This window comes from Halosolutus amylolyticus, assembly GCF_023566055.1.
In the GTDB taxonomy this organism is placed as follows: Archaea; Halobacteriota; Halobacteria; order Halobacteriales; family Natrialbaceae; genus Halosolutus; species Halosolutus amylolyticus.
Window position 1 is genome coordinate 337,944 of the sequence record NZ_JALIQP010000001.1, and the last position, 22,820, is coordinate 360,763.

General features: G+C 66.5%; 19 protein-coding genes. 9 read left to right on the forward strand and 10 right to left on the reverse strand.

Annotated features, from left to right (window positions below):
• Positions 1–46: 46 nt before the first annotated feature.
• From MUN73_RS01680 to pheT, 3 genes are all read left to right on the forward strand, one after another.
• A complete protein-coding gene (locus MUN73_RS01680; RefSeq protein WP_250138715.1) occupies positions 47–1,558 on the forward strand; it encodes a hypothetical protein in 1,512 nt (503 codons plus the stop codon).
• Between the two features lie 371 nt (positions 1,559–1,929).
• Positions 1,930–3,456 carry a phenylalanine--tRNA ligase subunit alpha gene (gene pheS / locus MUN73_RS01685; RefSeq protein WP_250138716.1) on the forward strand — a complete coding sequence of 509 codons (1,527 nt, stop codon included), beginning with the start codon at positions 1,930–1,932 and terminating at the stop codon, positions 3,454–3,456.
• Positions 3,456–5,168: a phenylalanine--tRNA ligase subunit beta gene (gene pheT, locus MUN73_RS01690; protein ID WP_250138717.1), complete on the forward strand. Its 1,713-nt coding sequence runs from the start codon at positions 3,456–3,458 to the stop codon at positions 5,166–5,168. Before pheS ends, pheT begins: the two co-directional genes overlap by 1 nt.
• A 1-nt stretch (position 5,169) precedes the next feature.
• Here the strand turns inward: pheT and MUN73_RS01695 are convergent, their stop codons facing one another.
• Positions 5,170–6,918, reverse strand: a complete 1,749-nt coding sequence (locus MUN73_RS01695; RefSeq protein WP_250138718.1) for a right-handed parallel beta-helix repeat-containing protein — start codon at positions 6,916–6,918, stop codon at positions 5,170–5,172.
• 356 nt (positions 6,919–7,274) lie between these two features.
• A complete protein-coding gene (locus tag MUN73_RS01700; protein ID WP_006674053.1) occupies positions 7,275–7,472 on the reverse strand; it encodes a hypothetical protein in 198 nt (65 codons plus the stop codon).
• Positions 7,473–7,751: 279 nt separating this feature from the next.
• Between MUN73_RS01700 and MUN73_RS01705 the strand changes: the two genes are divergently transcribed.
• The 4 genes from MUN73_RS01705 to MUN73_RS01720 all read left to right on the forward strand — a co-directional run bounded on the left by MUN73_RS01705 (position 7,752) and on the right by MUN73_RS01720 (position 10,263).
• Positions 7,752–8,060, forward strand: coding sequence for a non-histone chromosomal MC1 family protein (locus tag MUN73_RS01705; RefSeq protein ID WP_250138719.1), 309 nt, complete (start codon positions 7,752–7,754; stop codon positions 8,058–8,060).
• Between the two features lie 216 nt (positions 8,061–8,276).
• A complete protein-coding gene (gene pheA / locus MUN73_RS01710; RefSeq protein WP_250138720.1) occupies positions 8,277–9,095 on the forward strand; it encodes a prephenate dehydratase in 819 nt (272 codons plus the stop codon).
• 158 nt (positions 9,096–9,253) lie between these two features.
• Positions 9,254–9,712 (forward strand): peroxiredoxin, encoded by a 459-nt coding sequence (locus tag MUN73_RS01715; RefSeq protein WP_250138721.1) that lies wholly within the window; start codon positions 9,254–9,256, stop codon positions 9,710–9,712.
• Between the two features lie 131 nt (positions 9,713–9,843).
• Entirely contained in the window at positions 9,844–10,263 is a 420-nt protein-coding gene (locus tag MUN73_RS01720) for an Hsp20/alpha crystallin family protein (protein WP_250138722.1), read from the forward strand.
• Positions 10,264–10,311: 48 nt separating this feature from the next.
• Here the strand turns inward: MUN73_RS01720 and MUN73_RS01725 are convergent, their stop codons facing one another.
• Entirely contained in the window at positions 10,312–10,734 is a 423-nt protein-coding gene (locus tag MUN73_RS01725) for a DUF7522 family protein (RefSeq protein WP_250138723.1), read from the reverse strand.
• 245 nt (positions 10,735–10,979) lie between these two features.
• Between MUN73_RS01725 and leuS the strand changes: the two genes are divergently transcribed.
• Both leuS and MUN73_RS01735 read left to right on the forward strand, forming a co-directional pair.
• Positions 10,980–13,637, forward strand: a complete 2,658-nt coding sequence (gene leuS, locus MUN73_RS01730; protein ID WP_250138724.1) for a leucine--tRNA ligase — start codon at positions 10,980–10,982, stop codon at positions 13,635–13,637.
• A gap of 392 nt (positions 13,638–14,029) precedes the next feature.
• On the forward strand, positions 14,030–14,830 hold the full coding sequence (locus MUN73_RS01735) for a YqjF family protein (protein WP_250138725.1): 801 nt from the start codon (positions 14,030–14,032) through the stop codon (positions 14,828–14,830).
• Between the two features lie 18 nt (positions 14,831–14,848).
• Here the strand turns inward: MUN73_RS01735 and MUN73_RS01740 are convergent, their stop codons facing one another.
• The 7 genes from MUN73_RS01740 to MUN73_RS01770 form a co-directional block, all read right to left on the reverse strand.
• Positions 14,849–15,844: an ornithine cyclodeaminase family protein gene (locus MUN73_RS01740; protein WP_250138726.1), complete on the reverse strand. Its 996-nt coding sequence runs from the start codon at positions 15,842–15,844 to the stop codon at positions 14,849–14,851.
• A 583-nt stretch (positions 15,845–16,427) separates the two neighbouring features.
• On the reverse strand, positions 16,428–18,092 hold the full coding sequence (thsA, locus tag MUN73_RS01745; RefSeq protein WP_250139595.1) for a thermosome subunit alpha: 1,665 nt from the start codon (positions 18,090–18,092) through the stop codon (positions 16,428–16,430).
• A gap of 186 nt (positions 18,093–18,278) precedes the next feature.
• The gene (locus MUN73_RS01750) at positions 18,279–19,484 is read right to left on the reverse strand and encodes an outer membrane protein assembly factor BamB family protein (protein ID WP_250138727.1); all 1,206 of its coding nucleotides are present in this window, start codon (positions 19,482–19,484) and stop codon (positions 18,279–18,281) included.
• A 140-nt stretch (positions 19,485–19,624) separates the two neighbouring features.
• Positions 19,625–20,197 carry a KH domain-containing protein gene (locus MUN73_RS01755; RefSeq protein WP_250138728.1) on the reverse strand — a complete coding sequence of 191 codons (573 nt, stop codon included), beginning with the start codon at positions 20,195–20,197 and terminating at the stop codon, positions 19,625–19,627.
• A 117-nt stretch (positions 20,198–20,314) separates the two neighbouring features.
• A complete protein-coding gene (locus tag MUN73_RS01760) occupies positions 20,315–20,818 on the reverse strand; it encodes a metallophosphoesterase (protein WP_250138729.1) in 504 nt (167 codons plus the stop codon).
• 48 nt (positions 20,819–20,866) lie between these two features.
• Positions 20,867–21,142 carry a DUF7513 family protein gene (locus tag MUN73_RS01765; protein WP_250138730.1) on the reverse strand — a complete coding sequence of 92 codons (276 nt, stop codon included), beginning with the start codon at positions 21,140–21,142 and terminating at the stop codon, positions 20,867–20,869.
• Positions 21,139–22,689 carry a Na+/H+ antiporter NhaC family protein gene (locus MUN73_RS01770; protein WP_250138731.1) on the reverse strand — a complete coding sequence of 517 codons (1,551 nt, stop codon included), beginning with the start codon at positions 22,687–22,689 and terminating at the stop codon, positions 21,139–21,141. Before MUN73_RS01770 ends, MUN73_RS01765 begins: the two co-directional genes overlap by 4 nt.
• Positions 22,690–22,820 lie beyond the last annotated feature (131 nt).

Genomic DNA, 22,820 nt, shown 5'->3' on the forward strand with positions numbered 1-22,820 from the left:
ACCACCGGGGGAAATTATATCCCGTATCTGTCCGAAGACTTGGCCGATGAGTCCGGGCCGATCGGGTGAGCCGTCTCGCGAGCTACTCCGCTGTGCCGACGTTCTCGGCGCGTTCGGCGTGACGGCAGCGGAGGTTCGGGCGTTCGCCGCCCGGGCCGGATCGACGCCCGGACGTGACGATTCGAGCGCCGAGCGTGCGGACTCGCTCGAGACGGTTCTCGCGGCGCTCCTCGCCGACGCCGACGATCGGACGGCGCTGGTGCGTCGACTGATCTGCCGGAGCGACCGTGGCTTCTCCTGTCCGGCGCGGTACGACCACGACGCCCTCGAGGAAGCGCTCGCGGGGGTGTTCGAGAGCGTCGACTGGCTGTTCGAACTGCTGGAGACGCGGGACGGACTCCTCCTCACCGCGGCGGATCCGGTGCGGCGGCGACGCGAGCGAACCATGAGCTATCCGGCGACGCCGCTCGGAACGAACAACCTGCCGGCAGTCCTGTACGCGATCAACGAGGCCATCCTCCGCGGAACGGACGCCCGCATCCTCCTGTTGTCCACGGAGGCCGATCGCTGGCGGGCGGCGTTGATCCGCGAAGACGACCTCGATCGGCTCCAGCGCCGGTACGGCCGCCACATCGGGGTGTTCGATCGGCCGCTGCGCCCGGCAGACGACCTCGCGGCGTACGTTCCCGACGCCAGCGCCGACGCGGACGAGGTGAGCACCGACGGCCCGTGGCCGGCGTGGGCCCACGACGGGGCCGGAGCGGGAGCGGGTCCCGGCCAGTCCGCGTCCGAGTCCGGCGACGGGAACGGTGCGACCGGCGTTCCGGCCGCCGAAGACGCGGGAGCGCGTGACGACGGAGCGCGGACCGGGAGCGACGGCGGTGAGGCGACGGTCGACGCGAACGCGGTAGAACGACTCATCGAGGAGGCCGAACCGGACGGCCCGGACCGCATCGACGCCGGACGGGCGACGGCGGAACGGGGCCGATCGGGCGACGCGAGCGAGAGCCACCCGGACGACGCGGACGACGGCCGATCGGCCGCACAGGAAACCACGGTGGACGCCACGAGATCGATCGACGGGTTCGAACTCAGCGGTTCGTCGGCCGTGTCACGGGTTCCCGGTGCGGCGGGCGATCGGGACGAGGCATCCGAGGACGGAACCGACGGCCGTGAATCCGCCAGGGAAACCGACGTCTCGACTGCCGACTCCCGGACCACGACCACCGACGGGTGGTCGCTGTCCGGGACGACGACGACCGCGCGCGTCTCGAACGACGCGTTCGGGACGGACGACGTGCCACAGTCCGAGGACGATCGCTACCGGGCGCTCGGGGCGGCGCTGACCACGGGTCGAGACGTCTCGGTCAAGGGGTTGCTCGAGGACGACGAGTTCCTGCCGTCGTTGCCCGCCGCCGAACCCGAGGAGACGCGGCTCACGTTCGAGGACTCGTTCGACCCGGACGCGGTCGAAGAGGCGAAAGCCGTCGCCGAGGAGTCCGGGTTCGTCTGGGTCGAATCCGGGTCGATGGAAACGACGCGGATTTCGAACGGGTAACCGGGATCCGACGCCGACGCCGACGGCCCTGTCACGAACCCGCAAGGTTTTTGCCCCGATCGCGTCATCGATCGCGTATGGCATCCGAATCCCGCGTTCGTGTCGGTGTCGTTCACCAGCTACCGCACAGGCGTTCGGGATTCGGCTTCTTTTTCGCCCGGTAATCCGGGCCGGTGGACCCGGCGACGGCCACACCGGCCGTCACCGGCGAAACCGACCGCGACAGGATCGCTGGCGCGGGGACGCGTTGTTCGATCGATCGGCGATCGATCGTCCGTCGCGCGCACGACGGGACCGTCCCCAGGCGCGTGCCAGCGGCGACCGGAGTCGGAACCGCTAACTGACCCACCCACGGCAATTCAGGTAAGCGAATGCAACTTCCCGAATCACAGGTCGCGGTCGTCGAGGCCGCGAGCGCAGACGAGGCAACGTCCGTCGACGCCCTCGCTGCGGCGACCGAACTCCCACCGGAGACCGTCACCGGGGCGGTCTTCGAACTGGAAGAGGAGGGACTGGTCGCCGTCGACGAGCGGGTCGACGAAACGATCGCACTGACCGACGAAGGCCGCGAGTACGCCGACACCGACCTTCCGGAGATCCGGCTGTACGAGGCCGCACTCGAGGCCGGGGCCGACGCCGATCCCGTCTCGATGGGACGGGTCATCGGCGCGTCCGGACTCGAAGGCCCACAGGTCGACATCGCGCTCTCGAACTACGCGCGGAAGGGGTACGGCGCGATCGAGGGCGGCGAGATCACTGCCGATCCCGACGCCGATCCGTCGGCTGACGCGGAGGCGAACGCGCTCGACGCGCTCGCCGGGAGCGAGGAGACGCCGATCGACGGGGTCGAGATCGACGACGACACGTTAGACCAGCTAGAGCGGCGCGGCCTGCTCGATCGATCCGAGACGACGGTCCGCGAGGTGACCCTGACCGAACGGGCCATCACCGAACTGATGGCCGGCATCGAGACCGCGGAGACGGTCGGCCAGGTTACCCCGGAACTGCTGACCAGCGGCGAGTGGCAGGACGTGGAGTTCGCCGAGTACAACGTCGAGGCCGACGCCGAGCGGTTCGAGGGCGGCAAGGTCCACATCCTGCGCCAGACGGCAGAACGCGTCAAGGACGTCCTCGTCGGCATGGGCTTCCAGGAGATGGAGGGGCCACACGTCGACGCCGACTTCTGGATCAACGATTGCCTGTTCATGCCCCAGGACCACCCTGCGCGAACCCACTGGGACCGGTTCGCTCTCGAACAGCCGACCCACATCGACGAGTTGCCCGCGGATCTGGTCGAGCGCGTCGAGCGCGCACACCGGGAGGGCGTCGGCGACGACGGCGAGGGGTATCACTCGCCGTGGGACGAGGACTTCGCGCGTGCGCTCGCGCTACGCGGGCACACGACCTCGCTGTCGACCCGCTATCTCTCGGGCGAGCAGATCGGCGAGATCGAGCCCCCGGCGCGGTTCTTCAGCGTCGAGAAGGTCTACCGGAACGACACGCTCGATCCGACCCACCTGCTCGAGTTCTTCCAGATCGAGGGGTGGGTGATGGCCGAGGATCTCTCGGTGCGGGACCTGATGGGGACCTTCGAGGAGTTCTACGCCCAGTTCGGGATCACGGACATCGAGTTCAAGCCCCACTACAACCCCTACACGGAGCCGAGTTTCGAGCTGTTCGGCACCCACCCGACGACGGGCGAGCTCGTCGAGATCGGGAACTCGGGCATCTTCCGCGAGGAGATGCTCGAACCGCTGGGCGTCGAGTGTGACGTGATGGCGTGGGGGCTCGCCCTGGAGCGCCTGCTCATGCTGATGTACGGCTTCGAGGACATCCGCGACATCCACGGCACGCTCTGTGACCTGGAACTGCTGCGGGATACGGAGGTGACCTACTGATGCCAACCGTCGACATCGACCCCGACGAACTGCGCACGTTGACCGGCCGGGAGGAGAAGAGCGACGACGAACTGAAGACGGACCTGTTCGGCCTCGGACTCGAGTTCGAGGGGCGCACCGAGGACGGGGCGTTCGAACTCGAGTTCGCGCCCGATCGGCTCGATCGGCTCTCCGTCGAGGGCGTGGCCCGGTCGATGCGGTACCACTACGGCGATTCTCGCGGCGTCCACGTCCCGTCGACGAATTCGGCGGAGTGGACGATCGAGGTCGACGACTCGGTCCCCGACGAGCGACCGTACGTCACGGGGGCGGTGATCCGGGACGTCGACCTGGACGAGGACGGCCTCGACTCGCTCATCCAGTTGCAGGAGAAACTCCACGCGACCATGGGTCGCAAGCGCGCGAAGGGTGCGATCGGGATCCACGACCTGACGATGCTGAAAGGGGCCGCGGCGTCCGACGGAAACCCGACCATCCGGTACGTCGGCGTCGACCCCGAGGAGGACACGTTCGTCCCGCTCGACGCGGATCGGGAGATGACCCCCGCACAGGTGCTCGACGAGCACCAGACGGGCCAGACCTACGCCGATCTCGTGAGCGGGTACGATCGCTACCCCGCGATCTACGACGATCTGGGGCTGTTCTCGTTCCCGCCCGTCATCAACGGCCGCCGGACCGAGGTCTCGACCGACTCCCGGGACCTGTTCGTCGAGATGACCGGCACCGACCAGTGGACGATCGACAAGATGCTGACCATCGTCTGCTACGCGCTCGCGGCCCGCGGGGCGACGATCGAGGACGTCGTAGTCGAATACCCCGACCGGGACCTCGTCCGGCCGGACCTCTCGACCAAGACCAAGACCGTCGCCCACGATCGCGTCGAGACCATCCTCGGGATCGACCTCGATCCCGACGAGGTGGTCGATCTGGCGGAGCGATCGGGTCTCGAAGCCGAAACGGACGAGAACGACGACGGCGACCTCGTCTACGAGGTGACGCTCCCGCCGTACCGCGTCGACGTACTCCACCCGCTGGACGTCATCGACGACCTCGGTCGGGCCTACGGCTTCAACGACCTCGAACCGAAGTACCCCGACGTCGGCACCGTCGGCGGCCGCCACGAGCGATCGCGACTCGAGGACGCCGCCCGCACGCAACTCGTCGGCCTCGGCTTCGAGGACCTGCTGAACTTCCACATGATCAGCGCGGACGAGAACTACGATCGGCTCGAGATTTCGCCCGGCGAGGACGTCTACGGCGCCGGCGAGGCCGCGACGATCAAAGAGCCCTACAGCGAGGACTACACCATGCTCCGGACGTGGGTGCTCCCCTCCCTGTTGATGGTACTGGAGAACAACACCCACCGGGCCTACCCGCAGGACCTCGCGGAGATCGGCTTCACCGCTGAAGTCGACGAGAGCGAAAATACGGGGGTCGCCGAGGGGCGACACGTGGGCGCGGTCCTCGCGAGCCACGACGCCGGGTACGAGGACGCCAAGGCGCGCCTACAGGCGCTCGCCCGGAACTTCGACGTCGATCTCGAGACGCCGCCGATCGAGCACCCGACCTTCATTTCGGGTCGAACGGCGAGCGTCGTCGTCGACGGCGAGGAGGTGGGGCTCATCGGCGAGGTCCACCCGAAGGTGCTCGTCGAACACGACCTCGAGGTGCCGGTCGCGGCGTTCGAGTTCGATCTCGACGCGCTCCGGTAGCTCAGAAGCTGTTTCGGATCGTCGCCTCGCTTTCGTCGATCGTCAGCAATTCGAGCGGGCCCGAACCGTTCCCTTCGGCGGATGTATCCTCTATGGTGACCGTCTCCGCACCGAGACTGAACCCGTACGACGAATTGTCGTCCGCGGTGACGTTCGTGATCGTGTGTTCGTCGTCGCCACCCGTATCCTGAGCGACGACACCGGACCCGTCCGTCGATCCGGTGATCGTCGAATCGCTGACCGACACCGTCTGCCCGCGGACGTCGCCGCCTTCGACGAGGAGCTGGTGGCCTCCGTTCTGGAGGAGGTCGACGTTCTCGACCTCGACCGTCTCCCCGCCGACGACGTGAACCCCACGGCCGTACTCGCTGTTGAACCAGCCCGTATTCCGCACAGTCTGTTCGACCACACTATCGCTGATCGTTACGGACCCGTCGCTGGAACTCTCGATCGAGAGTCCGCTCGTCGTGGCCCCGTTTTCCCGCAGGTCGACGCCCGAGACCTCCACGGTCTCGGCGACGATCTCGATACCGTGGTTCGAGTTGTCGACGGCCTCGACGTTTGCGACGGTCACCGTATCGTCCCCTCTCGTCCCGGTGATCTCGAGTCCGCTCCCGCTCGAGTTCTCGACGATGGAGGAGTCGCGGACCGACACCGTCTGCCCGCGGGCGTCGCCACCCTCGACGAGGAGCTGGTGACCGCCGTTCTGGAGGAGGTCGACGTTCTCGACCTCGACCGTCTCCCCGCCGACGACGTGAACGCCGCGGCCGTAATCGCTGCTGGACCAGCCAGTGTTGCGTTCCGTCTGTTCGATCGTGCTATCGCTGATCGTCACGGACCCGTCGCCGGAACTCTCGATCGAGAGCCCGCTCGTCGTGGCGCCGTTTTTCCGCAGGTCGACGCCCGAGACCGTCACGGTCTCGGCGGCGATCTCGATGCCGTGATCCGAGTTGTCGGTGGCCTCGAGGTTCGCGACAGTCACCGCATCGTCACCCCTGGTGCCGGCGATCGAGAGGCCACTCCCGCCCGTGTTCTCGATGACGGTCGAATCGGTTACCTCCACCGTCTGTCCGCGGACGTCGCCGCCTTCCACGAGGACCCCGGTGGCGCCGTTTTGCAGCGCCTCCACGCGCTCGAGCACGATCGATTTTCCGCTGGTAACCGAGAGGCCGCCCTCATCGGAGCGGACGAACGTCCCGTCCGTGACCGTCACGTTGCCGTCGCTGGACGATTCGATCCTGGCCGGACCCCCGTTATCTTCGAGCGCGACTCCTTCGAGCGAGACGATATCGCCGGAAAGATCGAGCGGGAATCCCGAGTTGTTGGACAGCACGACGTCGGTGACGGTTATCTCGGCGACGTCGGTTTCGGTAACGATTCCGCCGGTCGCGTAATCGACGATTTCGAATCCCTCGATCCGCACGCCGGACGCCGCTACCGTGAACCCCGCCTCGCCACCGGCAGCGATCCCGTCGAGGAACGCCCCGTCCGGAGCGACCAGCGTCAGTTCCTTGTCGACGGTGACGGCCTCTCCGTACGTCGCCGGTCGGACCTCGACGGTTCCCCCCGGTTCGCTCTCGTCGATCGCGTCCTGGATCGAGTCCTCGGGTTCGACGACGAGCGTCTCCTCTCCGTTCTCCCGCTCACCTTCTTCCGTTTCAGCGTCCGTGTCGGACGCTTCGGCTTGCGGTTCGTTTCCTTCGGATTGCTCGTCCGAGTCCGAACAACCCGCGAGACAGAGCGTCGTCATCGATCCGACTCCGGCGAGTACCCCTCTTCGTCTCATACAAAGCGTGTTGTTGTCCCAAATATTATAAGTCAGTTCTGGCCGAATATGGACCGAAGACCCCATTACATATACCTCTGCAAACACATCAATCATAGATTGTTTGTCGCACGAAATCGGCCGACAGAGCGAATCGCGACGCCGAAGGGGCGAGGGTGATCGCGTTCGGCGGGAAGTCGCGCCTCGCGGGGCAGAAAATCGATCGAACCTGTCGTCCGATCACCGTCGAGCATCCGGACCGTCCGCGCCCGGCCGATCGCCGCCGCTACGACTTCGTGACCTCTGATCTACCTGGACCGGGAATCGCTCGAATGTGGCAGTTAAAACTCGTGTTCGACCTCTTCCTCGTCGGCCTTCTGGATGATGATCTTGCCGTCTCGGACCCGGACGAAGACCTCGTCGCCGATATCCATGCCCGCGACTGCGAGTTCGTCCTCGTGGAGGTTCAGGTGCACGTTGTGGTAGTTGCCGTCTTCGTCTTTCGCACCGCTTGGACTCAGCTTCTTTTTCCGTACCATCGCGGGATTCTATGACGAACTTCGCCGTAGGATGTACTTAAGTGTTTTCGACGGCGCGACGTTCGCAATCGGTTCACTCGGCCCGATCGATCGGACCGAGTCGAGACGGGGAGCCAGCGAGCAGAACGAGCGGGCGGAAAAGTGAGCGAGACCCCACACTGTGGAGTTACTGCAGAGAAATGGCGGGTCGAATACACTTAAAGATACCGGCGCAGTCGGTCGGTTTTGGGGGATATCTTTATGTCGGACCGTGTGCTGAATTGGCATGGAGGCGAAACCATGGTACGTGAAGACGGTAAACGGAACTTTGCACTGCGCGAGTCGGACGGCGAAGAGTCGAGCGTCTTTTCCGGAAACACGCCGCGGCAGGCCGCCCTCAAGGCGGCCCGGCGACTCGACCCCGGATCCAGCGAATCGGACGCCGATCGGGTCGAACTCCGGCTTCGAGAGAAGGGGACCGACAAGGTACACATCTACGACGGCTGGGCGTGGGAGGAGACCGCTCCCGACGACAAGCCCGACTGGATGCCGAGCGAGATCACGGAGGCAAACGTCTCGAAGAAGGGGATTGAACACCTGGACGAGTAACGGGCAGTGACGGCGTTTTCTCCCGATCGGCGGCCTCCGGGGACGACTGGCGAGTAACGTGCCACCGCACAGCGACGGTCGCGTCGAGCGACGGCTCCCCGCGGAAATCGAACCGCGATCGGCGAATCCGCAAGCGGTGACCGCTACCGGGACCTCGAGGACGAACAGGTCAGTGACTCGACGGGCTTTTGCCCCCATCCCTGCTACCCGTACGCGATGACTGTAGTCACGCTCGGTCCCGAAGGGACCTACTCACACCGGGCGGCGAGCGCGCTCGCCGACCGGGACGCGATCGAGTTCCGCCAGTCGGTGACCGCGATCGTCGACGCCGTCGCGAGCGAGGACCACGATCGGGGCGTGATCCCGATCGAGAACAGCATCGAGGGAAGCGTCACGGAGAGCCTGGACGCCCTCGCCGAGTACGACGTCGCCGTCGTCAGGGAGATCGTCACCCCGATTCGCCACGCCCTGCTCGCCCAGGGCCCCGGGTTCGACACGATCGCCAGTCACTCCCAGGCGCTGGCCCAGTGTCGCTCCTACCTCGAACGGGAGTATCCGGACGTCACGCTAGAGGCGGTCGCCAGCACGGCCCAGGGCGTCGAGTATGCCCGCGAGGACCCCTCCATGGCCGGGATCGGCCATCCAGCGAACGCCGATAACGGGACCACCCTCGAGGTGCTGGCCGAGGACATCCAGGACCAGGACTCGAACGCGACCCGCTTCTTCGCGGTCGCCCCCGCCGAGGAGCGATCGAAAGGCGGCGGCAAGACCTCGCTGGTCGTCTACCCGAACGCGAACTACCCCGGCCTCCTGCTGGAACTCCTCGAACCGTTCGCCGACCGGGACATCAACCTGACCCGCGTCGAGTCGCGACCCAGCGGCCAGCGTCTGGGCGACTACGTCTTCCACATCGATATCGAGGCGGGACTGTACGAGGCCCGGACGAACGAGGCGATCGCGGACATCGAGACGATCGCCGAGAACGGCTGGGTCCGGAAACTCGGCTCGTACGATACCGAACACGTCGTCGAGTGATACGGTTTACTGTACGTCATTTCCGGCGCAACCGCGATCCGGGCGGCGGTTGCGCCAGTACATCGGTACAGCAATCCGTATGAGACGCGGCTACGCGGAGGGGTGCGCGGACAGCGGGCCACACAACAGTTTTCAGCGTCCACGCGGGAGGGACGCGTATGGTACTCGAGGACGGCGCGGCGGCCCCGACCGTGACGGCACCGAACCAGGACGGCGAGACGATCGAACTGGCGTTCGAAGCGCCGACGGTGCTGTACTTCTACCCGAAAGACGACACGCCGGGCTGTACGATCGAGGCGACCCAGTTCCAGCGCGAGCGCGAGACCTACCGCGAGGCCGGCGTGGACGTCTACGGCGTCTCGACGGACGACGTCGACTCCCACCGATCGTTCTGCGAGTCCGAAGGACTGGAGTTCGACCTGCTGGCCGATCCCGACGGCGAGGTCGCCGACGCGTTCGACGTCGAACGGCGGGACAGCGGCGTGACCGCGCGAACGACGTTCGTCCTCGCCGACGGCGAGGTACAGGCCGTCTACGAGGGCGTCGATCCCGACGGTCACGCGCGCAACGTCCTCCTGGACGCGCTCGACGACGGACTCGTCACCCTGCCGGAGTGATAGGTATGAACCGATCGGGTCCCCCGTCGAGGCGGTCGCAGCCGGATCGCGATCAGACGATCGGGCCGTCCCGTCGTTCTGTTGTCCTATTGCGGGCAGAATTTATCCCACTCGAGAGCGTACCGGGAGGTATGCGAGGAAATCCGTTCGACGAAATCGAGGAGATGCTCGACCGCGTCAGTCGACAGGTAGAGGAGGGGATGACGAGCGGCGGCCTCCAGGTCCCGGGCTCGGTGCCGGTCGACGTCGCCGATACCGACGAGGAGTACGTCGTGACGGCCGATCTCCCCGGGTACGACACCGACGACATCGACCTGACGCTGTCGGAGGGAACGTTGCGACTCGAGGCGAACCGGGCCGAAGAGGCGGAGTACGCCGAGGGGCGATACCTCCGGCGCGAGCGGACGCGCACGTCGGCGAGTCGACGGATCCGTCTCCCCGAACCGGTCGAGGAAGACTCGGTGTCGGCCGGCTACGAGGACGGCGTTCTCACCGTGCGACTGCCGAAAGTCGGCGGCGGCGAGGGCTCGAAAGCGATCGACATCGAGTGAGGCGGACAGCAATCCGTACGAGCGGCCCGTTTCGATCGGGCGGGATCGCTAGCGATCCGAAAGCAGACGTTCGATCGCGTGAGCCGCCTCCTCGAACGCGGTGACGTCCATGCTGTCGGCGGTGAGGAGGACGCCGACGTTCCCGACGAGTTTCCTGACCACGAAGCCGTCCTCGTGGAAGCGAACGGTGAACTCGTACTGGCCGATGCCCCTGTCGCCGTCCGCGATCGAGAGCGACGAGCGAACGGGTGCTTCGGCGAAACCGACGAGTTCGAAGTCGACGAGCTGTGATTTGACGCCGCGGCTGTCGGTCGGCGAGTCGTAGAGATCCTGGCGGACGTACAGGACGTCGAATTCCGAGGGCGTGAAGTAGACGACAGATCGGAGCGTATCGCCGAGACTCGTCCGGGATGCAGTGACGAGGCTGTCGGCGAGGTCGTCGGTGACGTCGGTGGTGTAGGAGGAAGTCATGCATACGTCAGGAGGTGCCCGACAGTATCAACGGTATCGGTGGGTCCAACGGGGCGGTTTGGTCGTCGAAACCGCCGACCGGCGGTGGCGAGGGCGTGGCGAGAACGGCGGCATCGATCGCCGGCAGGGAAGTGGACGAGCGTCGGAGAAGCGGCCGTTCCGGAGTTCGGGAGCGATCGAGGCGGCGGGAAAGGTTCGAGATAGTAAGCTATAGGGCGGTCTCGACTCCAACAATAGGTATTCAAATGAGTGACGCGGGATACGACCACGCAGCGGTCGAACGGCGATGGCAGGAGGCGTGGGACGAGGCGAACGTCTACCGGACGCCCGACGACGTCGAGGACCCGACGTACGTCCTCGGGATGTACCCGTACCCGTCGGGCAAACTCCACATGGGCCACGTCCGGAACTACACGATCACCGACGCCTACGCCCGGTTCAGACGAATGCGCGGCGACGAGGTGCTCCACCCGATGGGGTGGGACGCGTTCGGCCTCCCCGCGGAGAACGCGGCCAAGGAGCGCGACACCAACCCGCGGGACTGGACGTTCGACTGCATCGAGACGATGCGCGACCAGATGGACGCGATGGGCTTTGGCTACGACTGGGAGCGCGAGATCACCACCTGCACCCCAGAGTACTACCGGTGGAACCAGTGGCTCTTCTCCCGGTTCCACGACGAGGGGCTGGTCGAGCGCCGCGACGCCGAGGTCAACTGGTGTCCCGAGTGCGAGACCGTGCTGGCCGACGAGCAGGTCGAGGGCGAGGCCGAACTCTGCTGGCGGTGTGACACGCCCGTCGAGACGCGCGAACTCGAGCAGTGGTTCCTGCAGATCACCGAGTACGCGGACGAATTGCTGGAAGCGATCGACGACCTGGAGGGGTGGCCCAACTCCGTTCGGCAGATGCAGCGCAACTGGATCGGCCGCCAGTACGGCACGGAACTCGAGTTTCACGTGGACGGCTACGGCGAGGTCGAAGCCTTCACCACCCGCGTCGACACCATCTACGGCGCGACCTTCTTCGCGCTCGCGCCGGACCACCCGATCAGCGAGGAACTCGCGGCGGAAGACGAGGAGATCCGTCACTTCGTCGAGCACGAGGCCGACCCCGAGGGCGACGAGCCAAACGGGATCGAGACGGACCTGACCGCGACCAACCCCGCGACGGGTGAGGACCTCCCCGTCTTCGTCGCCGACTTCGTCCTCTCGGACGTCGGCACCGGCGCGCTGATGGGCGTCCCCGGCCACGACGATCGGGACCACGCCTTCGCGTCGAAGATGGGCGTCGACATCGAGCCGGTCATCGCACCCGAGCCCGAGGACTGGGACGGCGAGACGGTTCCCGACACGCCGGACGTGAGCGAGGCGGCCTACACCGAGGACGGCGTCCTGGTCAACTCCGGCGACTACTCGGGACTGGACAGCGAAACGGGCCGCGATCAACTGACCGAAGACATCGAGAGCGCGTCGAAGGCGAAACAGTACCAGCTTCGCGACTGGGGGATCTCCCGTCAGCGCTACTGGGGGACGCCGATCCCGGTCGTCCACTGTGACGACTGCGGTCCCGTCGTGGTCCCCGAGGAAGACCTGCCGGTCGAACTCCCCGAGTTCATCAACACCACCGGGAACCCGCTGGACGCCGCCGAGGAGTGGAAGCAAACGACGTGTCCGGACTGCGGCGGCGACGCGACCCGCGAGACCGACACGATGGACACCTTCGTCGACTCCTCGTGGTACTTCCTGCGGTACGTCTCGCCCGACCTGGACGAGGCGCCGTTCGACCTGGACCGTGCCAACGACTGGATGCCGGTCGACCAGTACGTCGGCGGCATCGAGCACGCCGTGATGCACCTCCTCTATTCGCGGTTCTTCACGAAGGTGCTGGCCGACCACGAGGGCCTGGAGCACCGCGAACCCTTCACGAACCTGCTGGCCCAGGGGATGGTCCAGCTCGAGGGCGAGAAGATGTCCAAGTCCAAGGGCAACGTCGTCTCGCCCCAGCGGATCGTCGAGGAGTACGGCGCGGACACCGCCCGGCTGTTCATGATGCAGGCGGCCCAGCCCGAGCGCGACTTCGACTGGAGCGAGGAGGGCGTCCGATCGACCTACGCCTTCCTCGGCCGCCTGACCGAACTGGTCGAGGACGTCGCGGCGAACGGCGCCGACGGCCCGGACGACGCCGTCGCCAGCTACGTCGACGCGGAGATCGACGCGACGATCGCGATCGCGACCGACGAGTACGACGACCTGACGTTCAACAAGGCGCTGCGGGAGACCCAGTCCCTGACCCGGACGCTCCGCCAGTACGCCGAGCACGCCGACCCGCACGCCGAGACGTTCGAGCGCGGGCTGTCGGCGGTCGTCCGACTGCTGGCCCCCGTCGCGCCCCACGTCGCCGAGGAACTGTACGAGACGCTCGGCCACGACGAGTTCGTCGTCGACGCCGCGTGGCCGACCGCCCAGGTCGATCGCGACCACGTCGAGAAGCGCCGCCGACTGGTCGAGAACACCCGCGAGGACGTCCGCGACATCGTCGAGGTGGCCGGCATCGACGACCCCAGAGAGATCGAGGTCGTCGTCGCGCCCGAGTGGAAGTACGATGCCCTCGAGATCGCGATCGAGAGCGACGCCGACAACCTGATCGGCGAACTCATGGGAGAGTCGCACATCCGCGAGCAGGGCGACGCCGCGGCCGACTACGGCCAGGACCTGCAGGCCGAGCGCGAAGCCCTCGAAACGACCCTCGGTCCCGACGCGGAGCACGCGGCGCTGGAGTCGGCTGCCTGGCTGCTCGAGCGCGAGTTCGACGCGCCGGTCCGGGTTCGACGCGCCGACGAGGTCGACGACTCGGTGCTGAAAAACGCCGAACCCGGACGGCCGGCGATCGAGATCGAGGACTGATACGGTTTACTGTACGTCATTTCCGGCGCAACCGTGATCCGGGCGGCGGTTGCGCCGGTACATCGGTACAGCAATCCGTATGATACGGTCCTTGTGATTCGTTACCAGTGATCGCCCGACCGGGGCGACGATCACCGGTAACACGTTACAACGATCCGTACGAGAAGGTCGGTCGGACCCCGACGCCTCGAGACGGCCACCGATCGGTCGAGACGTCCACCGAAACTGAGACGTGCGAACTCCTGTCTGCCGGTGAGTCGCCCCCGGGACCGTTCCGACCCGCGATCGCACCGATTCGTCACCGCCCCGAAGAGAGTCATCGGCCGCGACAGTCGTCGTAGTGCTTTATCCCGCTTCCCGTCGTACGACGGAACTCACCCCCGATCGCACGGATGACTCCCCAACGAACGCGGACGGACCCACTTCGATGGACGTTCTCGGACCGAGATGCGCCGCCGACAGCCCCGCACGTCGTCTCGATGACCTGGCGAGACGGCCTGTTTCTCCACTGGCCGGTCGCGCCCGACGACGTTCGGCCACACGTCCCCGACGAGTTGACCGTAGAGACCAGGGACGGGGAGGCGTGGCTCAGCGTCCTTCCCTTCGTGCTCACGAACGTCGGGGTGCGCGGTTCGCCGCCGATCACGCGGCTCGCGTTTCCCGAACTCAACGTCAGGACCTACGTCCGGTACCGGGGCGATCCGGGCCTGTACTTCTTCAGTATCGACGTCGGGAGCGCGTTCGTCGCCGCGGCCACCGGCCGCGCGACCAGACTCCCGGTCCACTACGCGCGGATGCGGGTGAGCAGCGGGGGAACCAACGAGGACGAGGTCGTGTTCTCGAGCGATCGCAACGCGACGCCGACCGACGTGGGGCCGCTGTCGAGAGACGGACCGCTGGCTCGCTTTTCGGCGACCTACAGCCCGGACGGCGACAGCTTCACGGCCGAAGAGGGATCGCTCGCGTACTGGCTCTCGGAACGGCGTCGCTTCTACGCGCCGGGCAACGGCGGCGTGCTGACGGGCGAGATCGCCCACGATCCGTGGCCGCTCCAGCCGGCCGAGGTGACGATCCACGAGAACACGATGTTCGCGGCGAACGACCTGCCGATGCCGACCGCGGAGCCGCAGGCTTACTTCTGTGACGGCCACCGCATGACCGGATCGATCCTGCGCCGACTCCGATCGGACTGATCGTGGTCGTCGATCGTGCTACTGGCCGTCGGTCTCGATCATCCCGAACGCGTAGCCGTCGTCGCTCTCCGTGGCGTTCTCGTAGGCGACGTGGGCGGCGGCGACGTCCTGGATTGCGAGCCCGGTCGAGTCGAAGACCGTGACGCCCGTCCCGTCCGTTCGGCCCTCGAGGTCGCCGACGACCAGCTGGCCGATCTCGCCGTAGATGTCGTCGTCCGACAGGACGCCCTCGCCATAGGGGACGTTGACCTCGCCCGAGTGGGTACACTGCTCGTGGTCGTCGATGACGATCGTCGCCTCGAGCAGGAGGTCGTCCGCGAGTTCGTGCTTCCCCTCGGCGTCGGCGCCGATCGCGTTGACGTGCGTGCGCTCGCCGACGTCCTCGGGGCCGACGATCGGCTCCTCGACGGGCGTGACGGTCGAGAGGACGTCGCAGTGGCCGGCCTCCGAGATGGAGCCAGCGCGGACGTCGAACCGATCGCCGAAGGTCTCGACGAACCGCTCGACGCGCTCCTCGTCGAGGTCGCTGACGACGACCTCCTCGATCGGTCGCACCTCGCTGATCGCCTCGAGCTGGGTGTACGACTGGACCCCGGCGCCGACGATGCCGAGGCTCGTAGCGTCCTCGACGGCGAGGTAGTCGGTGGCGACCGCGGCCGCGGCACCGGTCCGTTTCATCGTGAGCGCCGTCCCGTCCATGATCGCGAGCGGGAAGGCGGTCTCGGGATCGGAGTAGATCATCGTCCCCAGGACCGTCGGGAGACCGTGGTCGTCGGGGTTGTCCGGGTGGACGTTGACCCACTTGACGCCCGCGGCGTCCCACTCGCCGGTGTCCAGGTACGACGGCATCGATCGGAAGTCCCCGTTGTACTGGGGGAGGTCGATGTAGGACTTGGGTGGCATCTGTGCGTTCCCGCGTTCGTAGGCCTCGAAGGCTTCCTCGATCGCGGGGACGACGTCTGCCATCCGCGCGTTCTCGTCGACCTCGCCGCTGTCCAACAGAAGCGTGTTCATGTCGGCGAATATTGCGGGAAGCTACTTAGTTCAATTGAGTTGTGCTCCGACGGGCGATCCGGTCGCCGGGTCGCGTCCGACCGCTCGATTGACAGTCAGTCGTGCCGATCGTTACTCTAGGCATCACGGTCTGGCGATGACGAAGCCCAGGAATAGAGGTCGACGCTGGTGCCTGTACTCGATCGAATACGCGGCGCTCGAAGCGGGATCGGGGTTGGGCTATGACGAAAGAGAATATGGGTCGATACGAGACCGCGATCGAGCGGTTCGAACGGCAAGACCTCCCACCGCGAGGGCCGCAGGCCGGACTGGATCGTCAGCCGGTGAACCGTGGCCCGCATTTCGTGTCGGCGAGTGAGCGATTCGAAGAACCCGAGCGGTGCGCGGTTCGAAGCGAGCGAAGCGAGTGAGAACCGCGGGATTGGGAACGGGGAACGAAGTGATCCGTGAGCGACGCCGTTCACCGAGCGCGTCGCCCCGCGACGCGCTCGGGCCGACGATCGACCCGTAGGGGAGGGAGGAGGCTTTTATACTAAATTTTGCCGAGGGCCGGCGAAGCCGGCCCGCAGAGCAAAATTTAGTTTTACATCATGCCGCCCATGCCACCGCCCATGCCGCCCATGCCGCCGCCCATTCCGCCTGGGCCGCCGGCGGGCATGTCCTCGTCATCGTCGTCGTCGGAGACCGCGAGGTCGCCGGCGGCGATGACGTCGTCGATGCGAAGCAGCATGACTGCGGCTTCGGTAGCGGACTCGATCGCCTGGGTCTTCACGCGAAGCGGCTCGTAGACGCCCTCGGCGTCCATGTCGATCGTGTCGCCGGTGTAGGCGTCGAGCCCGGCCGCCGAGTCGCCGGCGTCGTGGTCGGCGCGGAGTTCGACGAGCGAGTCGATGGGGTCGAGTCCGGCGTTCTCGGCCAGCGTGCGCGGGATGACCTCGAGCGCGTCCGCGAAGGCCTCGACGGCCAGCTGTTCGCGGCCGCCGACGGAGTCGGCGTAGTCACGCAGGGCCAGCGAGAGGTTGACCTCTGGTGCGCCGCCGCCCGCGAGGACCTTGCCGTCCTCGAGGGTCGTGCGGACGACGCCCAGCGAGTCCTCGATCGCGCGATCGACTTCGTCGATGACGTGCTCGGTGCCGCCACGGAGGATGAGGGTGACGGCCTTGGCGTCGTCGACGTCCTCGACGAAGATGCGCTGGTCGCCGGCGATCTCCTTCTGGGCAACGCTCCCGGCGAAGCCGAGGTCGTCCTCGCTCAGGTCGTCGACGTTCGAGACGGGGCGCGCACCCGTCGCGCGGGCCAGCTGGGACTGGTCGCTGGACTTGACGCGCCGGACGGCGATGATGCCTTCCTGTGCGAGGTAGTGCTGGGCCATGTCGTCGATGCCGCCGTCGACGAAGACGACGTCCGCGCCGGCGTCGGCGATCTTGTCGACCATCTCGCGGAGCTGGCGCTCCTCCTGTTCGAGGAACTGCTCGAGCTGGTCGGGGTCGGTGACGTTGACCTCGGCGTCGATCTCCGTCTCCTTGATCTCTAAGTCGCCGTCGACGATCGCCACGTTGGCGTCCTCGGCGAAGTAGGGCATGTTCTCCGAGACACGCTCCTTGTCGACGATGACGCCCTCGACGAGTTCGGAGTTCTCGATCGAGCCGCCGACGACCTTCTCGACTTTGATGTTGTCGGTGTCGACCTCGCCGTCGTCGGCGACGGACTGGACGGCCTCGACGACGAGTCCGGCGAGCAGGTCACGGGAGCTCTCCGCGCCCTTGCCGGTCATCGCGGTGGCGGCGATCTGTTCGAGGACCTCGTCGTCGTCCTCCTCGACGTCGATCGCGATCTCTTCGAGGGCCTCGGTGGCCTCTTCGGCGGCCTGTCGGTACCCCTGGGCGAGGGTGGTCGCGTGAATGTCCTGGTCGAGGAGGTCTTCGGCCTGGCTGAGGAGTTCGCCGGCGATGACGACGGCGCTGGTGGTACCGTCGCCGACCTCGTCCTCCTGAGTCTCGGCGACTTCGACGATCATGTCGGCCGCGGGGTGGTCGATGTCCATCTCCGAGAGGAGCGTGACGCCGTCGTTCGTGACGACGACGTTGCCCGTCGAGTCGACGAGCATCTTGTCCATCCCCTTCGGTCCCAGCGTGGTCCGTACGGACTCGGCGACGGCCTTGCCGGCCTGTACGTTCATCGACTGCGCGTCTTTGCCGGACGTCCGCTGGCTTTCCTCCGAGAGAACGATGAGGGGCTGGTTGCCCATCTGCTGTTGTGCCATAGTCAGCCGAAGGATTGATTGTTATTCTATATAAAATTTCCGGTATCGCACCCCTCAGAGGGGGTGAATCGACCGGGGCTGTACCGTCGTTCGAAAACGATCGACGGTTATTTAAGAAGAGATTCGTGCCGAGCGGCAGTTCCGGCCGGTACTGGCAGTTCCGACCGGTACTTATCGATCGTCCGCGTCCGCGCGACGCCGGGACAACAGGTAGGAGATGGTCCCGAAGCCCGCGAGCGCGCCGAGCACACCCGGTGCCGGGATCCCGTCGGACCCACCGGGGTCGTCGATCGGGTCGTCGTTCGTCAGGGGAAACGCGTCGGCCTCGAGGGCGTACAGCGTCTCGTCCCAGCTTCCGGCGTAGACGATCCCGTTCGCCGTCGTCGTCGGCGATCGAACCGTGTCCCCGGTCTCGAACGTCCACGCCACCTCGCCCGCCTCGGCGTCGATCGCGTACAGGGAGTCGCCGCTGCTCACGATCACGGTGTCGTCGACCAGCGCGGGCGCGGTCAGCACGGAGCCGCTGGTGTCGACGGACCACTGCTCGGTTCCCTCTGCCGCGTCGAGTGCGTAGACGGTGTCGCTGTAGGTTCCCACGTAGACGGTGTCCTCGACGACGGTCGGGGAACCGACCGTGTTGTCGGCGGCAAACGTCCACACCTCCTCGCCGGTCTCGGCCTCGAGGGCGTACAGCGTCTCGTCCGACGCGCCGACGTAGACGACAGCGTCGTGGATCGCCGGGGTCGTACTGATCGACTCCTCGGTGTCGACGGCCCACGCCTCGTCGCCGGTTTCGGCCTCGAGGGCGTATATCGTTCCGTCGCGGCTCCCGAAATACACGATCCCGCCGGCCGCGATCGGCGACCCGCTCACCGAGTCGCCGGTTTCGAACGTCCACTCGTTCTTGCCGCTCGCTGCGTCGATCGCGTGGAGGGCGTCGTCGCGGCTGCCGACGTAAACGATCCCGTCGGCCACCGCCGGTGACGACCGGACGGCCAGTCCGGTCGAGTAGGACCACCGTTCGTCGCCGCCGTCGGCGTCGATCGCGTACACAGTGCCGTCGTTACAGCCGACGTAGACGGTTCCGTCGACCACCGTCGGGGAGGATCCGTTCCTGGTGCCGGTCTCGAACGACCACGTCTCCTCGCCCGATTCGGCGTCGATCGCGTAGACGTGCCCGTCGTTGCTCGGAACGTACACACTGCCGTCGGCGACGTCCGGGGCAGCCTCGATCGCGTCACCGGCGTCGAACGTCCACACCGTGCCGTCGGACGACTGCGCGACGGCCGTTCCCGCCGTCACCGAGCCGCTTCCGACGGCGAACGCCCCGCCGAACAGAAGTCTCGAGAGAAACCCTCGTCGATCGAACTGGCTCATCGTTCTAGTACGATACTCGTTAGGAGAAAAACACGTCGATATCCATGAACGTCTCCGGGTGCGTGAGGTCGGGTCATCCCGGACGAGTACGGGGATCGGGTCGACTCGGATGGGGAGGACGACTCGGACGAACTCGCGACTCAGGACGAACCGGACGAACCGGACGAACCGGGGAACCGGTGGTACTCCATCCCCTGGTGTTTCATCTCGTTGTGTTTCTCCTCGAGGAAGGAGTAGACCGCGCCGTGTGGCGCCCCGTCCAGTAGCATCTCGGCCGCGCTGCGGACGGCGTCGACCTGCGGCGGCGTCCCGATGATCCCGAGGGTCGTCCCGTAGATGACGACCGACGCCCCGGAGAGTTCCTCCATGAGTTCGCGGGTCCGGCCGCCCTCGCCGATGAGTCGGCCCTTCTGGCGTTTCATGTCGTTCTTGTTGCGGGAAGCCGCGTCGATATCGACGACGTCGAACAGCATCATGTCGTCCTCGAGCAGCCGGAGCGCCTCCTCGGGCGCGAAGCCGCGACCGATCGCACGGACGATCTCGGGCCCTTTGAGGCCGCGAACGGGGTCGCCGACGGTTTCGACGGCGACGGAGCCGTTCTCCGAGTCGATGTCGAGTCGGACCTCGGCTTCCGACTCGATCTCGCGCATCGTCTCGCCGCCCTCGCCGATGAGAACGCCGATGCGGTCCTGCGGAATCTTCACGTGTTGCATACGCCTCAGTATTCGCTCGCCGAGGTTAAGGCCTTGGTCCGCCGGTGACGGGTGGTAGCGGCTCCCACTTCGGACGGCGTTCGCGATCCGCAATCGGGACCACGCGTACGGATCGTATCACTCCACGACCGATCGGAACCGCACCGTCTCCGAGAGCGTGTCGACGATCGCGACCGTCCGATCCTCCTCGGAGCCGGGTAGGACGTGCGCGCCGGGGTTGAGCACCGTCGTCCGGCCCACTTCCGAGAGTTCTCGGTCGTGGTGGTGCCCGTAGCAGACGAAGTCGTACGTCTCGCCGGCGGCGATCGCCTCGACCTCCGCTTTCTGCTCCCCGTGGAGGACGGCGAAGGAGAGGCCGTCGAACTCGAGATCGGCGAACCGGCCGTGGAGTTCGCTCTCGCCGCCCAGCGACTCGAACGCCGACTGCAGGTTGGCGACGTCGCCGTCGTTGTTCCCCAGCACGCCGTGAAGTTCGAACGCGCCGAAGTACGGAACCATCAGCGGCGCGACGAAGTCGCCGCAGTGGACGACGACCTCGACGCCCTCCGCCTCGAAAATCTCGGTTGCGCGCTCGATCGCCGCGACGTTGTCGTGCGTATCGGAGACGATACCGATGTTCATACGGGTATGCGCGAGGGGAATCGTAAAGAGCGTTGGGCCGATCGGCACCTAGCCAGCGTAGGAACTCTCGCCGACGACCTCGCGGAACTCGCCGCGGCCCGTCGCGTCGGTCTCGTCAAACGACGTCACCGCGACCCGGACCCGCCTGCCGACGTGGTCGGGATCGACGCCCTCGACGTAGAGTCGCGTATCGCCGACGTGCACGATCCCGACGCCGTCGCCGTCGTACTCGCTGAGGAAGACGTTCACCTCGGTGCCGGGCTCCAGCGAGGGGGTCGTCGATCGGAACGACCACCCGCGGAAGTACTTCCCGAGGAGGCTCATACGCGAGCCACCTCCTCGGACTCGCGATCGATGAGATACTCGCGGCCGAATCCGGTGAGCGCCGCGAAGACGAACACCGCCACCAGGAGCCAGCCGTGGAAGACGAACGGGACGACGTCGATCGGGTTGACCACCAGCGAGGCGTCGAACCAGTCGTACGTGTCCGGCAGGTTCTGCATCTCCGAAAAGCCCACCAGCACCCCGCCCGACCACGGGAAGATGTAGCCGAGCGCGGCCGTCTGGGCGTCCAGGATGTTCGCGCGCCGGTAGCCGTTGATGTTGAAGCGCTCGCCGACCTTCGAGATGTAGGGACCGATCGCCACCTCGGCGGCGGTGTTGATCGTGATCGTCGCGTTGATGAGCGCGGCCGAGCCGACCATCGTGAGTTCGGCGTTGCGGACGTTCGTCGCGAGGTTCTCGAGCGACCAGTCCAGCACCGCCTGGAACGCGCCGCCGCGGATCATGATCTGGGCGGCTGCGATGATGAACAGCACGAGGATCGACAGCGTAAAGAACCCGGCCGCACCCTCGACGAGGCTGCCGCCGACGGTCGGATCCTCGGGGACGATCTCGACGATCGGCAGGGTCGAGAGCTGATCCGCCGCGGGGGCGTCCGCTGGGGCCTCGAAACGGACGATCGCGCTCACGGGCGCGAGCCCGAACAGGAGGTTCGCCACCACGGCGACGACGATCCCCCACGAGATCGCCTCCACGATGTGGCGACCGGCGACCGCCGTCACGATGACGATCCCCATCGAGAGCAGGTGGACGAGGCCGAGCGGATCGCTCTCCGCGACGAAGAGCTGCCTGGCCTCGGCACCGTTGGTGATCTCCGCACCGGGGAGGATCGAACTGGCGACGACGTAGCCGACGAACGCGAGCACCGCGGCGACAATCGCGTACTTGAACCGGGAGGCGACGACGCCCCCGATGTCCGAGTCCTGCGTGACGGCGCTGACGATCGTCGTGTCGCTGACCGGTGCGAGGTTGTCGCCGAAGATCGCGCCCGAGAGGATCGCCCCGAACAGCAACACGGGGTTGGCCCCCAGGAGCACGCCCGCGGGGAAGAACAGCGCGACGAACGCGATCGTCGTCCCGTACCCCGTCCCGATACCGGTCGCCAGGAGCGCCGCCAGCACGAACGTGATCGCCGGGAACAGCGCCGCGCCGACGCCGGTGAGGTCGGCCAGCCAGACCAGCCCCTCGACGAAGCCGCCGGTCTGCATCGTCTGGGCGAACATCCCCGCCCAGACCCAGGCGACGATCGCCGTCACCGCGACCGGCTGGGTCATCCCCTCGAAGATCGTGTTCGCGTAGCTCTTCCAGGACCCTCTCGCGAAGAACATCCCGAGGATGAGCCCCAGGAGGATCCCGAGAACGAGCCCCTCTTCGCTCGAGATACGCAACAGCGCCGTCTGGACGATCGCCCAGACGACGAAGAACACGATCGGGAACGCGCTCATTCCGCGCCCGCCGTAGAACGTGAGGTCCGTTTCGTCCGGTTCAGTGTCGAACTCGTCGGTCGGTCCTGTGCCAGGTGTACCCATTCGTCTTCCCTCGCTAGAACCCGTCACCGGGGTCGTATTTCAAGCTAATCATGAAAATCGAACTGTAACGTGCCCGCGCTGGGACTAATCAGGGATTAGCCGCCGCTCCGTAGTCGTAAGCGCCGGTTTCG